Raw genomic sequence first — 14,025 nt, forward strand, 5'->3', positions numbered from 1 at the left:
GCTCAATCTCGTTGGTTTCAGAGTTTACCAGTTCCAGCGGCGCGATGTGGCCGCAGTGTGATCGGTGAAGTCCTGCTATTGGAGAACCCCGACCCGGCGAACCTGTTTTTTTGGTTGGGGTTCGCGATCGCTGGCGCATCTTCTGCAATCCTGAGCCTCACGCTGATCGCATCCATGCGCTTGATAAGATCCATCGAGACCGCTTTGCCCGCCGTCAGCCTTTCATGCATCTGTTGGTGCATCACGGCCATGCGCTCGCAGTCGCCGCAGGTGACCTTGGTCAGCTTATTGGTGGCGAAGAGGAGCGCAGTGATCTCGTCGTATTTTGCCTTGCCGACCGCATTCAGCGGAATGGTCGGCTCAGGAATCGAAGTCAGCCAAGGGCCGACAACAACCTTCTCGGCGGCCTTGGCCGCGTAGATCTCATCCGTCCGGTCGTTTCGGAATGTGCCTTTGGCGCGTTTCTCAGCGTCCGTAAGTCTGCCGTTGCCGCCGCTGCCAATACCGCCCATAACCTACCTCCCGGCCGGCTTAGGCGCTCCGTATAGGCGCTCACCAACAGCGCGGAGCATTTCGCGATCAGCCCAGGATAGTTTCGGATCGTCCAAACGGACTATCACAATGTTTTGGTCATGAAATGCATGGCGCTTGATGGCTTCGTAGTCGACCGTGTTGGCGAAATTGAGCGGCGATCGTAGGCCGGACATTACATACTTCTTGAGGATGATGGTTGCAGGTTCATGTCTTCGCTCTTGCCGCTCTTTGTCGTTCCAGACGCTCTGCCCGCCACATGGGGTCGGCCCATTTTGATTTGAGTTTGGCGGATCGATTGACGGCCGCTTGTTTGGCTACGTATTCCGGGTCCAGCCAACGCTCGCGAGTGCGCAAGGATGACGCATCGCGATTGATCGCCGCCCTCATCTTTGCCTTGGTCGCCTCGCTGTGTTTTCTGCCCAATCTAGACGCTGCCATTTTCAAGCGCGTCTCGATGGGGAGTTTTACTCCTAGACGCTGCTCAGACAGAATTTTCCTTGTCGCCTCAGACACAACCTTGCCGCGCATTCGATCTGCGATTGCTTTCCGGCCCTCTTCGGACCGACAATATCTTCTCGTCCCCTCGTGGAGTTTGGCCAAACTCTCCGGCGTGCACTTCGCCGCCCGCTCGCGCATATAAGCCCGATAAGAGTCGGTGTCTTGACCGCGCTTGACAGCAGCGCCGGTCCTTCTTCTCTCGTTGGGATTTTGATACCGCTTGGTGGCGCCATCTGAGAGTTTCTTCTTAATTTCCTCGGACATTTTATGCCCGATAGTGCCGTCGCCGCCGATTGTGCCATTCAGCAGTGGCAATCCAACGAAACGAAGATAGCCAATCCAGAATTGCTCGGCCTCTTGCCATGCGTCGGAGGCAACCCTGTCTAATTCGACAATTTCCGGGAATTCACCGGCAAGCAGCAGGTCACAGAGCCATTTGTGACGAGGGATATAAGTTCGGCCGCGCCTGACGTCGCTGACATGGGCGAGAAGGCGAGATTTCAAGGAATTCTTGGTCTTTCCAACGTAGCGCAGTTGACCATCGCGGGGATCAATCAGGCCATATATGAAGACGGAAATTTGCTGTATGCTGTCGTTAGCCACTCGATCCTCACATGATCGTTTCGGTTAGGGCCGTCACGGTGCTTCCAACACCGTGGCGGCTCGCTTCTATATAGCCCAGTTCGACAATTCTTGCCACCACTCATCTGCGAATGGAGCGTCTTCATGCCCCAACATGAATGGCAGCCCATCGGTAAAATGGCATATGTCTGGTTCGATTTCCGGATCACTGTGACCGGCCAGCCAGTTCCACGAACAATCCAGTTCCCCGATGTCCTTATCTTCCAACCAGCAGAAGGCATGTAATTCACGCCCAGGCAGTGAGTTCACCATCTCCACTGTCAAAGCAGCGTTCGCCGGGTGCGACGCATTGAAAGCGCAAACGCTTGACCAATTTTTTCGAGAATACCTGGTTTGAATTTGACCATCCATCTTGATCCCTTCCGGCGGCTGAAAGTTGTGCTTGACAACCATCACTGCCTTCGACGGGTCGAGAAGTTTGAACAGCCTTTCGACGTTTGAACGGACTAGCATATCGCTGTCCATAAAGATTGCCCATCCGCTACCCGCCAGATGAGGGCACAGGAACCTAGAGATCGCAAATTCGGTACTCATTGGAGCACCGGAGATGTCATCCCAAAGGCGACCATCGCGCACGGTAGTCGGTCGAGTGTATAGGCCGCGAGCGCGAAGATCCGCAAGAACCAGACCTCTCACGGGGACGGGGGTTATAAGATGTTTGTTCAGCGAATACCTTGTCACGGCGAACGCCGCAGCCTCGCGCGGATCGAATCCGATGTAGAAGGCGTGCTTGACGTGCCTCATTGGTCTTTTCTCTTGCCCTTGTGATGCTCAGTGCAGGCTGCCAATGGCGTCTTGGGCCAGGCATGCCCGCGGGCGCCGGTCGGATTGAGATCGCTGACCTTCAGTTCCGGTTCCGTCTCGAGCGCGCGGTCCCAGACGAAGGCGGAATGCCATTCGGTGAGTTTGAACACTGAGTCGTTGAGGTAGAAGTCGGCGAACAGGCGCAGCACGCGCCGCGTACCCGGGCTCATGCGCATGGCGTAGAAGCCGATTTCCGTGTGACGCCCCGGCCGCCTGATGCAGGCTACGTCCGCGCCGTCGAGCAGCGATTCAATCCAGCCGGCCGGAACCGTCGCGGTGGTTTCGGTGTCGGCGTCGAACCAGACGAAGATGTCGCCATCCTCAAGACCTTCGATGCCCGGGATGGGTGCCAGCGCCTGCGGCATCCACTTCACAGCGTCATGGCGCCATGAGTAGCCGTTCTCGTTCGTTTTCGTGCCCGCCGGCGCCCGATGGCCCATGGCGGCCATTTCGCTGCTCCAGCGGTCCAGGAATGCCCGGTAGCCGTTGATCAGTTCCAGCGGCGCTTGCTTGCCACGCGGGAGGCCAATGAAGCGGTCGGTGACCATGACCAGTTCGACATCCGCCGGCCAATAATCCGCGAAAGTCTGCGCGAACGTGCGGCCATAGCGTTCCCATGCCGTGCCCCAGCAAAGGGAGCAGACTCGAACAGTCATCAGCAAATCCTTGTTGGGGAGGCCAGAAACGCAAATGGCGGTCCGAAGACCGCCATATCCTTGCAAAACAGCAACTTGCCACGCCCTGCGCTACCTAACCTTGGTCAGCGCCGCCTAACCATGCCGCGCCGGACCACGCCATACAATGCCCGACGATGCGCAGCCTGATCGGACCGTGAGCAGCCTAAGCTGCCTGTAGAAGACCGCCGCCGTCTTTCACTATTTCCCATCGGGAAACAACGAAACGACCGAAGGGGCCCTTTCGGGCCGGACGAAAGTCGCCGAGCCCGATCTTCTTACCAGCGTCATCCACAACTGCACGGACAAGCGATGGTGAAAACATTGTTTCGTCCACGTCCAAGGTGAACTTTGCCGCCCATACGTCTACGCGCGGTCGATGACACATGATGCGGCCGCCAGTCGACGGGATAACGACCGAACGGCTATCGACTTCCCATTCCGTCAGCGGATCACCATCAAGGTCAGTCAAATTGCAGACAAGGTCATCAACCATGATGCCGGCAGGAATGAGTGATGTCCGCAGCGTGGTTAGTTTCGATTTCCCAGCCTTGTGGAATGTTCCCGCCGCAATGATGCACGCGAAAATGTTCGGGCCGGGGATATAGAGTTTGCCGTCACCATCAGCATACCGCTTCGGCTCCGCCTGCTGCCTTGGTGTCCCGCGGTCGCCCTTGAAATTCACCGATGTACCGCTTGAAACGGCCACTTCGTTATGCTCGGTGAACCTGTTCATCAACAGGGGCGTAATGCCCTGAATGGTCACTTGGATTTTCATTCGGTCCTCTGGTCGCCTTGCCATCCGCCTAAATGGCGAATAACGATTATCGTTTAGGCGAACATATTTCGTCAGTCTAGACTTGTCAAACGATTTTCGTTATGGTTATCGAAAATCACTTGCAAGGAGAAACCATGACAATCACTCCAGAGCAATGCCGGGCCGCTCGCGCTCTCCTCGATATCTCGCAGGCAGATATGGCAGATATGGCATCAATCAGCCTCAGCACGCTCCGCAACTTTGAGGCCGGAAGATCCACTCCAATGGCAAACAATTTGACAGCACTCGAAGAGGCCATAAAGCGCTCCGGTGTCATCCTGCTGGCGAAGAATGATTTAATAGACGGCGGCGCTGGAGTTCGACTCTCTTAACCGTCGACCAATCCGCCGTGCATCCTGATGACGACGTTGCAGACGTAGGGCTGGAAGTAGATCAATGTCCTCGCCATCGAGGCGACTTCGCTTGCCTCGAGGAATCTCTTCTTCGGGTGCTCATCACGCCGGCGAATGAGGTTGTCGACGTCAGTCCTGGATGTCGTCATGCGGCAGTCGCCGATGATCCCCGGGGAGATGCCGACCAGTTGCTGATGCTGCGTCAGACGCTTGGTTTCGATGTAGCTGTGGATCAGCGCCTTCGATGAAGCGTAGTTCTCATCGAATGATCCTCGGTATCCGCTTTCGGACCCAATGATGCAGACCCGGGCGAATTCGTTGCCGGCGAAGATCAGGTCGCAGGCGCGGACGATCGAGGTGTAGTTTACCTCGATGCCTTCCTTGATCTCGGCTTCAGTCTGATCGTCGTACTTCTTCGGACGAAGCAGGCCCTGGCAGAACAGATAGCGCTGCGCGTCGATCGGGAAGTTCGGCTCCATCGGCTTGCCGTGGACGGTGACTTCGGCAGAACGGAGAAGTGTGCGGAACGCTTCGGCTATGGCACTGCGCCAGCCGGTGATGACGATGGTCATGTCACAACCCGATAGAGCCGAAAAGATCGGCCAAAAGATCGGCCAAAGACATCACGCGATCATCCCCTTGATGATCCGCTCGGCCTGTATCACCGCATCGATCTTGCCTGCGCGGACTCTCAGCGCGCGCTCGCCGACGCGAACGACGTCAACCAATCGACTGTCTGACCCTGAAAGCGGCATGGCGCGGATGCTGAGGCGGTAATCCGCCACTTGATAGAGATCGCGCACCGCCGGGTAGAAGCCGGCCATGTCGCTGATCATGAACTGTGCCTGCCGCTCAATGTCCGCGGCGCTCAGACCATCAAGCAGGGCCTTCGCCTCACCCCAGGTCTTGCAGTTCTTCGAAAACGGCGTCCATTTCGCCGAAGAGAGGCTCGACAGACCGAGATCCTCGTTCCACACGTAAAGGCTGGGGAACGGACCGTCTGTAATTGTGACGCACTTGTCGGTAGGCCCATTCAGAAGGACCACAAGGCAGGGTTCGTAACGATCGACCCCGGCGCTGTCATTGGCGCAAAAGGTGCAGTCGATACTTAGATCATAGTCGCGGCTATCGACCTCGCCGACTGTCGTGTTGAACTTGATTGCCCCGTCCAGTTCCTTCGCAAAGAAGGCCTTGGCGTCGTCGACCACGATATGGCGCTCGCCGAGCATCACGCCGCCCTCGACATAGGTCAGGCCGAACTCGGCCGGATCGTAGAGGGTCAGGAACTCGACTTGATCGCGTAGGATCCTCGTGTAGGTGCCGAAGTCGATCAGCGAATGGTCACGCGCGACCGCATAGATGTTCACCGGGATTGACCGTGTGAATTGCCCGTATCGCTCAAGGAACTCGACCTGGTGCTCTTGGCAGGCCTTCTGCGTGGCGGAGGACCGCGGATAGTGCGGAGCTCCAAGATGCAGCCTGGCCGGGATGTTTCCCGATGCGCCGTTGAAGATGCGGCCGCTGCTCTCATGCACCTCGACGTCATGGCCGGCGGCGATCAGCGCCAATCCGATGGAGCAACCGAACCAGCCGGCGCCAAGGACGCGAACCCTCATATGGAGAACCGTTCGACAAAGACGCCGTCGGCGCGCTTCTCGCGCACGGACAGGACGACTTCGATGGGCTTCTCGCGCTTGATCGCCGTCATCCAGCGAGTGGCGTTCCAGCCGAAAGGATGCAGGTCCGGCTTCTTGAAAACCTTCTTCTTCACCGGCGCGATCTTCTCGGCGATGTAGAGCGCCTTGTTCGACAGCGAGTAGAGCCGGTCGAGCACCCACGGCAGATCAAGGACCGGAATCGATCCCAAGACATGCGTGCAGATGACCAAGTCGAACTTGCCAATAGGCTCGGCGGCAAATGGCGGATAGGCCGGGTCAAATTTGGTGACCGGGATGCCCCAATATTCCTCAATCGTCATGCCGACCGGGATGGACCCGGTCGGATCGGCGTTGCGCCAGGCGTATTGCTCGCCCTTGCCGCAGCCGTAGTCGAGAATCGTCTCGCAACCCAGGCGCTCGATGATCTCCTTGATGAAAGGAGCGTGCGGCCGCAGGAACTTGCCGGAATAGGTCTTGTGCTCGGCGTGGTGACGCGTGGCGTCAGCAAGCGCGGCCCGGTACTGCTCGCTCGGTTTCATGATTACCCGTAAATCTGCGGACGGATGATCTGCCACGCCTCGCCGTCTGCGTATTCCGGCAGAGTGAATTGGGCGTATGCAAGATTCGCCAGCCACTGGTTCCGATCACGACGTTTGACCATCAGTGGCGACTCGATGTCAGCCAGCTTGACCGACGAGATCGGCTTCGCCACCGCATCACCAAGTACAACGCATGGAATGCCGGCGAGGACAGCTTCAAAGCAGGCGTTCGAGCCGTGGGTGACGACCGCGTGCGCGCCGTCGAGAACTTGGTCGATGGTCTCGCCTTCCCCGTAGGAGAACCGAGCACCGTCGATCGCAACCGCTTCTTTCCAGCTTGGCTTCGGCCGATAAACGATCGGGCGGTCGCTGAACTGGCGGAGATGTCGGACAAGGCTTTCTGCGTATTCAGTGGGCTCCGGAAGCCCATAGAAAGCGTTGTATTTGGCCGATGATCCAGCGATGACAATGTGGTCACCGATGGTCCGCCATGGCTTGACCTTCAGGCGCAGTCTCTGCAGCCGGTCCGCCGGCCGCGGCGTCTTCATCAGATACCGCGTCGGGTGATGACCGTCGACCGACACGCGCCAGTATTCCCATGTCTTGATCGGGCCGCCGGCGCTGTGCCGCGAATAACCCTTATCCAAAAGGATGGTGTGAATCCCTGCGCGCCAGTTCGCCTGATAGAGTTCCTTGCTCTTCACGCCGACCATGACCGCGACTTCGCAATCTGAAGCGACCTGAACATCGCCATCCAACTGCCTGACAACCGCCTCGTCGCCGTGTTCGATCACGCCGCGCGCGAAGGCATCGGCAAGCAGACCCTCACGGGGTTTAGACGAGCGATAAAAGCAGACCTTCAAGGCAAGAGCCCTTCCGATTTAAGATGCCGCCAGGCGACACCCTCAGTCATTTCCTGCACGTCGAACTGGCACCAAGCGATGTCGTTGACGAGTTGCTCGCGGTCACCGTGGCGCCGCGGCTCTTCGATCTTCGATAGGTCAGACAATGCCAACGGAGACGCGAGCCCTTCCATGCAGAAGGCAGGCACGCCAGCAATCAATCCATCGATCGAAACATTCGAGTGATGCGTGACCACCGCATGGCAGCCCACCAGCATCTTCCTGACGTCGTCGCGAGTCTGTTGGAACATCGATCCCGGGATAGGCGACGCACCAAGCCAACTGGGCTTCGCGCGGTAGATGATCGGGCGATCGGTATGCCTGCGGAGTTCCGCGACCGCCCAGCGCTCCCATTCCTCCGGTGCAAAGCCGTCAACGACGGCGCCCTTGTCGCTTGTTCCGGCAACCAAGATGTGGCTACCTGTCGTCCATTCGCTGAATTTTATCCCGAACTTGGCGGCGCGTGAGCCGTCATGGCTGCGGTTCTGGAAATAGGAGGTTGGGTGCCGACCGTTGACCGAGACCTTGTGATAACCAGTCCAGCGCCCGAGATCCTTACGGCCCCAATATCCGAGATCGACATAGACAACCGGCCGGCCGGCATCCCGATAGCCCTTGAAAACAGCCCGGAGCGTTTCGTCAAAGCCATAAAAGACGGCGATATCCGAGTCCGGAGATTTGAAAGACGTCGAAGGCATGACGCGAACATTGTCGCCCACCCGATGGATGCCCTGCGCCATTGCCGCGCCGATGAGCATTGACCGCTTGTGCGCCGGAATCTGATAGACCGTTACCCGAGCAGACACTTAAACGGCGTTCCTTCTTGGATTTCCTCGGAGGACCACTGCGCATAGGCAAGACTGCGGAGCATCGGCAGGCGATCGCCAAGGAATGGATTTTCGATGTCACTGACGCCACACTTGGCGGCTGGTCCGCCGATCCATGTCGGCATATCGTGGAAGACTGGGACACCAGCAACGATCGACTTGATGCCGGCGCCGCTTGCCCAGGTCACCGCGGCCCATGCATGCTGCAGGTCCGGATCAGTCTTTTCCTTGCCTGGGTGCGGGCGAATCCTTATCGGCCGGTCCGTCACCTTCCGGAGACGCTCAACGACCCTTGCCGTCCAGTCAGACGGCATCGCAATGCCAGGTTCACCTATCCCGCGCTGCGGCAGAACAACGATCTCGCCGCCACAGGAGCGCCATGGCAGCAAGTTGATGCCAAGTTGATCCCATCGGTCGCCGGCGCCCTCAACCCACGCGCCGGCGCCCAGATGGTGCCCCAGCGCAAGCGCATAGAGCAGGTGCCCGTCCCTATCTTTCCCGATGTAGCCATTTTCGGCCACCAGAACCCTTGCGCCAGCCTTCTCGTACCGATTGGCGAGATCGTGATTACCTCTCGACCGATTCCAAATCAGCAAGACGTCCGTCGGACCAGGCCTTTCCTTCGGCGGATGCCCGACTGCATATCCGAGGCGAGCCAATCCTCTCCGAAAGACGTCCCGTCGATAATACGGCGAGTCGCTGAAGGTGTCGGAGGCGACGCCTATGACCATTCGGTGTCCAGATTGATCCTTGGCAGCCAGGTGATCGTGCTTTTGATGGTCGCGTTGACCACCGCAATCTTGCGGCGCGCGAGCTCGTCGGTCAGGCCGCGGAAATGCTTGCGCCAGTTTTCAGTGTTGGAGTGGAGATCCATCCCGGGACCGTGAGGTCCGAACCAATGCGACTTGGCGCCGTCGTCGGAGAAATCGAAGGCGACAATGACGATCCGACGGGCGCCGAGTTGCGCGGCCAGATGGACCGCTTGGTAGCCGCTGTTGCAGCCACCACGGATACAGCCTGGCGTGTCGTCAAAGCCTTCAATGCCGGTGTTCTTGAGCGTCCGGACGTCATGGAAACCGGTGATCTCGAGCGAGGTCTTCAACCCGCGAAATGCAGGCACTCCCTTGTGCATATTCCACCAGCGCTTGTCGGACGCATGCAGGATATCAGCAAACCAGCAAGGGTAGATCGCATCGTTGATGGCAATGACGCGTATCTTGTCCTCGGCGCGCGCCATACCGATCCTGCGAATCTGGCTGAGCGTGAGCGATGGGCCGCCAGCGGCAACAACCACCGGCCGATCGCCGAATGGTGCGATGGGGAGGCATGTGACGGCCATGACCTATCGAAACTTGGCAAGTTCGCTGTTGCGGTTCGTGCCGATAGACTGATTGTCGCGATCATCCGGAATGCCAGACCGTTTCGAACGGCGCCCGGGAGACTGATCAGAATCCGTCCCCTCGAAGAAGGCTGACGGATGGGACGGGTGCATGAACTCGATCATCGCGAAATTGGCCGCGTCGATCAGGAACTCAGTGTTCCCAGTTTCTGCATATTTCCTCAAGCGGTCAGTCAGGGAGGTGATTGCGTTCACCTTGTGAGGATAGGCTTCGGAGACCAAGCCATACTTGTAGAAGCTGACCACCATCCGATCCTTCATGCCCTGCACGAAGGGGTCGGAAAACTCTGTCGAAAGAATTGCTTCGACTGAAGACATCTTTGCCTCTTGGGTTTGAAAATGAAAACGGCGGCCCGAAGACCGCCGCTGAAACCTATTATTCGGCGCTGCCGAATGTCTTCTTGAGGAAAGCCATGATCTCCGCGCGGAAGTACCAACCGGCAGCGCAGGCGATGGCGAGAAGGATAAGCTGTGTCATGCTACTCTCCTTTGTTTGAAAATGGCGCCGCAGCCCCTCGTCCCGCCCATGGCGTTCTGATGTCTACTGCGGTCTTAATTGGTTGCGGGAAACGGATTCGAACCGCTGTCCTTCTGGTTATGAGCCAGACGAGCTACCAGGCTGCTCTATCCCGCGGAAACTGGCCAATAATGGCGGTTGCTCTCACGCGCCCGGGCATGCGCGGCGTCGCGCAGTTCCCTTGGCGTCATGTCGTCAAACGTGTGATCGAAGAACACTGGAAGCCCGACGGCGATCAGATTCAGATCGCTCGGCTGGCAGACCGCGAGTGTTTTACAGCGGCTATCGACATCCGGTCCGCGCAACTCGAGGATGGTGCGCTCGACCACGATGCCGATGTCTTTTGTGGGAACGATGATCAGTGCGCCGGCAGCGGGCAGAGACATCACCAACGCTGTGGTGCGGCCCATCTGCTGCATGTCGGTCTCCCGATCTGGATTTGGTGCCACCGGGGTAGAATCGAACTCCCGGCCCGCTGCTTACGAGGCAGCCGCTCTACCACTGAGCTACGGCGGCGAAACTTACGCCGTCGTTGTTGTGAGAATGGTCTGACCGGTGAAGCGGCTGGCGTAGTCCATGACCTGCTCCTCAATCAGTACCCTGAACCGCGAATGCCAGTATTTATGATGCGTGGGGCAGAGCGGTATCAGGTTGGCGGGGTCGTTGTTTTCGTGATTTTCGTCGAGGTGATGAACCTCAACGATGTTTACCTCGTCGCAAACCACACACTTTTTCTCGTGGTGGCTGAAACACGTCGATCGGTAGGACTCAGTCTTCCAGTTCGGATGATTGCTGCCGCTTCTGAAATGTGTGTTGGCGCATGCTTTGGAGCAAGTCTCGCCACGCCCTCTTATCGGATCGTCGCAAACGGGGCAGGATCTGATATTCTCCAGGGCAAGGTGGCACAGGCTCTCGTGGCGCATCAGCCCGCTCGCATGGACTTCCCTGCCACACCATTGGCACGGCCGCTGACCTATCGCATTCCTCGCCTTCGCCAAGTTGGCCAGGTGTCGCTCGGAGCCAGTGTAGGCCCCGGCATGCATCTTGACCTTACCCTTCTGCGTGAAATGCGAGATGTCGAGACCAGCTTTGGCGATCCTGCGCTTAAGGTAGGATTGGTAACCGCCAGACACCTTGATGCCGAGGATGCGCAAGACCCCTGAATAGGTAGCAGAGTTTCTTACAGCAGCCCCAAGTTCGTCTTCCGTGAATTGGTGCTTGCGTTCAGGCATCCGTTACGGGTCATCGTCCTTTTGAAGCCGGCATCCCACCGGCTGGCCGCTCATATCCGGACGCCATCCCGGATTAGGCTTCCCAAAGTCGGGGTTCGAGCGGCTTCCCCTTTGATCTGGCTGATTCTGCCTGGGGCACAACTTTATGTTTCGAGGCGTTTCTGACTCGCCTTTAGGGAGGAACGCAACCCCTAGTGTTTCAGGTTTTTGTTAACACAATTTATGGTACACGCCGAAACTCCAATAATGCCAACTATTCTCGCCAGATCGCAACTTTGTTCGCCTCAGTTATCCCTCTTCTGGGCCTCCAATTCCTCGAAAACCCTTGGCACTGTTGACGTTTCGCCTGTTTCTGTGCTTTGACACTGCCGTCCCGAAACAGGAAGGCAGTTCCATGGTCAACATCGACAACATCAACCTCGAGAACCTCTCGATCTCCGATCTCTCTGCGCTCGAGGAGCGCATCAGGACTGCCAAGATGGTTCCGACTGGTCTTCGCGCGATCAGCCTGGTCGCCGCACTGAAGGAAACCATGAAGGCCATCCGCGAGATCGACGATAGCATTCTCGGCGAGGTTCTCGGCCCGATCGCCCCGCAGGCGATGCCGAAGGAGGCAACGACTGCTCGGAAGTATGGCCTATCCGAGACCCAGGTGAAGAACGCCAAGGACAAAGCGGTCAAGGCGATCGCAGCGCTTTAGAATATATTCTGATTTCAGTTTATTCTATTCGGGCGCGGTTGGTTAAGCCGCGTCCGCCGTCGGGAACGTCACTTCGAGGTCGCCGATCTCGAGTCCGAACCGGTACGCCTCTCGGGGAGACCTCGTCTCTGTCATATTGATGAATGAATTCTTCAACGTGTAGAGTCCGTTCTCGCCTTGAGACATGGCAAAATCGACTCTTTCGCCCGCCATGAACGTCTCCATCAGCATCTGACGCCCTTCGCTGTCGAGCATGATATCGACGTCAACTGCCCCCGCAGTTACATACGATACCCCCCTGTGTGTTGGCCGATCAAGGGACGCGAGGTCAACAAAGGTGACATCCCGCTCAATCCGCACCATCCACTCCGTCGACTTCCCCAGGAACCGCCAGATGTCATCGACCTTCATGAAGACGTCACCGAGGAGATGATCTGGGAACGGCAGCGACGGCGCCACGGCGGCCTCGACTGCGGCGAGCGCGGGCATTCCGGCCGCCACAACGCCGGCGGTCGCCATCAGGCCTTTCAGGAAGTTGCGGCGGGACAGGTCGGTCATCGTATGCTCCAGTTAGATTTCACCGCGCCAGACGGTTGGCCATCCGGGTTGGTTGGTATCAATGATGCTGATCTGCTTGCCATCGCCTGCCTCGCACTGCGCGGCTGCCCTCGCCCATAGCGTTGCATCGCCTTCGCGGAGCACCTCGAGCAGCGCCAACTTCTCCAGGCGGTAGACCTTCCAGAAGTTCGGATCCCGTTCCTTGATCGTCAGCGTGTTGTGGATGAGGTCGGCGAGTTTGATCGTCTTGGCCGTGGCCGGCGCCTTGGCTGTGTGTGCCAGGTCGAGCGCCTTGCGCGCGGCGCGGTTGCCGTCATCCGGTCGCGAGACGTCCGTGAGCCAGCCGACGAGCTCCGCAACTTGGACGCCGAACTCCGCGTCGATGTCGTCGATCGAAACCGATGGCACGTCTTCAATCACGTCATGCAAGATGGCCGCTGCGATCATCTCCGGCGTGTGTGGGACCGTCTTGACGATCTCGGCGACGGCGATCGGATGTACGATATAGTTTTCGCCGGTATATTTTCTCAATTGGCCTTCATGCGCCTTGGTCGCGAAGATCAGCGCTTTCTCCTCCAGCGCCTCGCCGTACCGGCATATTGGGTAGTTCTCGTGCCATTCAATCATGTGCCGCCGTCCTGCTTCTTCCACATCCGGCACTCGGCACCGTCTTCCGGCCGCATCCTCTCGCAATTGCTGCCATCCGGCTCGGCCGTGGATCCGCCGAACAACAATGCGGTCATCCTGGCTTTGCCATACTTGCGTTCCGCCCATATCGGATTGTCGCCGCCACCTTCGAGTAGAGCGGCATCATCCACGCCGGCGCCACAACTGATCAGTCCGTTGTCGCGAAGCCATCCGCGCGCGCAGGTTCCGCATTTACGATCGTCGCTCATTCTGCCGCCTCCGCCAATTTCAACGTCTCGGCATAGGCGGTCACCACCGCAAGGCAGAGCGCGATCGCCGGCGTGCCCGACGGCCGCAGGTCGATGTCGACGCCGGTATCCCATATGCTGCCCGATTTCGGCTTGCCATATTCCTTCAGCAGTCGCTCGCCATGCACCGGGCAGTTCAGGTCCGGAACCACCCATGCATCATCCGAAACGCAGCATGTCCCCACCTTCCATGCGAAGCCTGGCAGGATGCGCTCGAGCAGCTTCACCGGCGCGTTGAGATCCTTGGTGAAGGCTGGGCAAATAGGCATACCGTTCCGCATGGCGGCGAGCGACAGGTTGAACGGCCGCGGCTCAGGCCACAACGCGCCGATCTCGCGGTCAACCTCTCGGTCCGGCGCTTCCAACGACTCGAGCCGCGCAATCAGTTCTTCGATCATGGACGTTCACCTCTCAGGAGTGGGCCCAGCGCTTTGGT

The 14,025-nt window shown here is 58.4% G+C and carries 21 protein-coding genes and 2 tRNA genes; 2 read left to right on the forward strand and 21 right to left on the reverse strand.

What is annotated here, in order from left to right:
* Positions 1–17 precede the first annotated feature (17 nt).
* The 5 genes from EOC83_RS33230 to EOC83_RS16610 all read right to left on the reverse strand — a co-directional run bounded on the left by EOC83_RS33230 (position 18) and on the right by EOC83_RS16610 (position 3,930).
* Positions 18–512, reverse strand: a complete 495-nt coding sequence (locus tag EOC83_RS33230) for a hypothetical protein (protein WP_063168354.1) — start codon at positions 510–512, stop codon at positions 18–20.
* 226 nt (positions 513–738) lie between these two features.
* Complete coding sequence (locus EOC83_RS16595) at positions 739–1,635, reverse strand: NUMOD3 domain-containing DNA-binding protein (RefSeq protein WP_063168355.1); 897 nt, start codon at positions 1,633–1,635, stop codon at positions 739–741.
* Between the two features lie 66 nt (positions 1,636–1,701).
* Positions 1,702–2,418 (reverse strand): hypothetical protein, encoded by a 717-nt coding sequence (locus EOC83_RS16600; protein WP_063168356.1) that lies wholly within the window; start codon positions 2,416–2,418, stop codon positions 1,702–1,704.
* Entirely contained in the window at positions 2,415–3,026 is a 612-nt protein-coding gene (locus tag EOC83_RS16605; RefSeq protein WP_127224367.1) for a hypothetical protein, read from the reverse strand. Before EOC83_RS16605 ends, EOC83_RS16600 begins: the two co-directional genes overlap by 4 nt.
* A 292-nt stretch (positions 3,027–3,318) precedes the next feature.
* Positions 3,319–3,930, reverse strand: coding sequence for a hypothetical protein (locus tag EOC83_RS16610; RefSeq protein ID WP_063168358.1), 612 nt, complete (start codon positions 3,928–3,930; stop codon positions 3,319–3,321).
* A gap of 134 nt (positions 3,931–4,064) precedes the next feature.
* Between EOC83_RS16610 and EOC83_RS16615 the strand changes: the two genes are divergently transcribed.
* Positions 4,065–4,301 carry a helix-turn-helix transcriptional regulator gene (locus tag EOC83_RS16615; RefSeq protein ID WP_063168359.1) on the forward strand — a complete coding sequence of 79 codons (237 nt, stop codon included), beginning with the start codon at positions 4,065–4,067 and terminating at the stop codon, positions 4,299–4,301.
* On the opposite strand, the gene EOC83_RS16620 is transcribed toward EOC83_RS16615, so the two are convergent.
* The 12 genes from EOC83_RS16620 to EOC83_RS16675 form a co-directional block, all read right to left on the reverse strand.
* Positions 4,298–4,894, reverse strand: a complete 597-nt coding sequence (locus EOC83_RS16620) for an SDR family oxidoreductase (RefSeq protein ID WP_063168360.1) — start codon at positions 4,892–4,894, stop codon at positions 4,298–4,300. The two genes, EOC83_RS16615 and EOC83_RS16620, sit on opposite strands and share 4 nt — an antisense overlap.
* Before the next feature lie 51 nt (positions 4,895–4,945).
* Positions 4,946–5,890: a hypothetical protein gene (locus EOC83_RS16625; protein ID WP_127224368.1), complete on the reverse strand. Its 945-nt coding sequence runs from the start codon at positions 5,888–5,890 to the stop codon at positions 4,946–4,948.
* A gap of 44 nt (positions 5,891–5,934) precedes the next feature.
* Positions 5,935–6,519: a methyltransferase domain-containing protein gene (locus EOC83_RS16630; protein WP_063168362.1), complete on the reverse strand. Its 585-nt coding sequence runs from the start codon at positions 6,517–6,519 to the stop codon at positions 5,935–5,937.
* A 2-nt stretch (positions 6,520–6,521) separates the two neighbouring features.
* The gene (locus EOC83_RS16635) at positions 6,522–7,382 is read right to left on the reverse strand and encodes a hypothetical protein (RefSeq protein ID WP_063168363.1); all 861 of its coding nucleotides are present in this window, start codon (positions 7,380–7,382) and stop codon (positions 6,522–6,524) included.
* The gene (locus tag EOC83_RS16640) at positions 7,379–8,179 is read right to left on the reverse strand and encodes a hypothetical protein (protein WP_063168364.1); all 801 of its coding nucleotides are present in this window, start codon (positions 8,177–8,179) and stop codon (positions 7,379–7,381) included. The genes EOC83_RS16635 and EOC83_RS16640 overlap by 4 nt, the downstream gene beginning before the upstream one ends.
* A gap of 32 nt (positions 8,180–8,211) precedes the next feature.
* Positions 8,212–8,979, reverse strand: a complete 768-nt coding sequence (locus EOC83_RS16645) for a hypothetical protein (RefSeq protein ID WP_127325959.1) — start codon at positions 8,977–8,979, stop codon at positions 8,212–8,214.
* Positions 8,970–9,587, reverse strand: a complete 618-nt coding sequence (locus EOC83_RS16650; protein WP_063168366.1) for a hypothetical protein — start codon at positions 9,585–9,587, stop codon at positions 8,970–8,972. The genes EOC83_RS16645 and EOC83_RS16650 overlap by 10 nt, the downstream gene beginning before the upstream one ends.
* A 3-nt stretch (positions 9,588–9,590) precedes the next feature.
* Positions 9,591–9,965, reverse strand: coding sequence for a hypothetical protein (locus tag EOC83_RS16655; RefSeq protein ID WP_063168367.1), 375 nt, complete (start codon positions 9,963–9,965; stop codon positions 9,591–9,593).
* Positions 9,966–10,204: 239 nt separating this feature from the next.
* Positions 10,205–10,281 (reverse strand) — tRNA-Met (locus EOC83_RS16660).
* Entirely contained in the window at positions 10,272–10,583 is a 312-nt protein-coding gene (locus tag EOC83_RS16665) for a hypothetical protein (RefSeq protein ID WP_063168368.1), read from the reverse strand. Before EOC83_RS16665 ends, EOC83_RS16660 begins: the two co-directional genes overlap by 10 nt.
* 21 nt (positions 10,584–10,604) lie before the next feature.
* Positions 10,605–10,680, reverse strand: a tRNA-Thr gene (locus EOC83_RS16670).
* 5 nt (positions 10,681–10,685) lie between these two features.
* Entirely contained in the window at positions 10,686–11,396 is a 711-nt protein-coding gene (locus EOC83_RS16675) for an HNH endonuclease (RefSeq protein WP_063168369.1), read from the reverse strand.
* A 394-nt stretch (positions 11,397–11,790) separates the two neighbouring features.
* Here EOC83_RS16675 and EOC83_RS16680 point away from each other — a divergent pair, with 394 nt between their 5' ends.
* On the forward strand, positions 11,791–12,096 hold the full coding sequence (locus EOC83_RS16680; protein ID WP_127224370.1) for a hypothetical protein: 306 nt from the start codon (positions 11,791–11,793) through the stop codon (positions 12,094–12,096).
* A 42-nt stretch (positions 12,097–12,138) separates the two neighbouring features.
* Here the strand turns inward: EOC83_RS16680 and EOC83_RS16685 are convergent, their stop codons facing one another.
* Genes EOC83_RS16685 through EOC83_RS16700 form a run of 4 tightly spaced genes read right to left on the reverse strand, consistent with a single transcriptional unit; the run spans position 12,139 to position 13,987 of the window.
* On the reverse strand, positions 12,139–12,654 hold the full coding sequence (locus EOC83_RS16685) for a twin-arginine translocation signal domain-containing protein (RefSeq protein WP_063168371.1): 516 nt from the start codon (positions 12,652–12,654) through the stop codon (positions 12,139–12,141).
* Between the two features lie 12 nt (positions 12,655–12,666).
* Positions 12,667–13,314, reverse strand: a complete 648-nt coding sequence (locus tag EOC83_RS16690; RefSeq protein ID WP_210183757.1) for an HD domain-containing protein — start codon at positions 13,312–13,314, stop codon at positions 12,667–12,669.
* Positions 13,278–13,550, reverse strand: coding sequence for a hypothetical protein (locus tag EOC83_RS16695; RefSeq protein ID WP_063168372.1), 273 nt, complete (start codon positions 13,548–13,550; stop codon positions 13,278–13,280). Before EOC83_RS16695 ends, EOC83_RS16690 begins: the two co-directional genes overlap by 37 nt.
* Positions 13,547–13,987, reverse strand: a complete 441-nt coding sequence (locus EOC83_RS16700; protein WP_063168373.1) for a hypothetical protein — start codon at positions 13,985–13,987, stop codon at positions 13,547–13,549. Before EOC83_RS16700 ends, EOC83_RS16695 begins: the two co-directional genes overlap by 4 nt.
* Positions 13,988–14,025: the final 38 nt, after the last annotated feature.

This window comes from Mesorhizobium sp. Primo-A (genome assembly GCF_003997175.1).
GTDB classification, from domain to species: Bacteria; Pseudomonadota; Alphaproteobacteria; order Rhizobiales; family Rhizobiaceae; genus Mesorhizobium; species Mesorhizobium ciceri.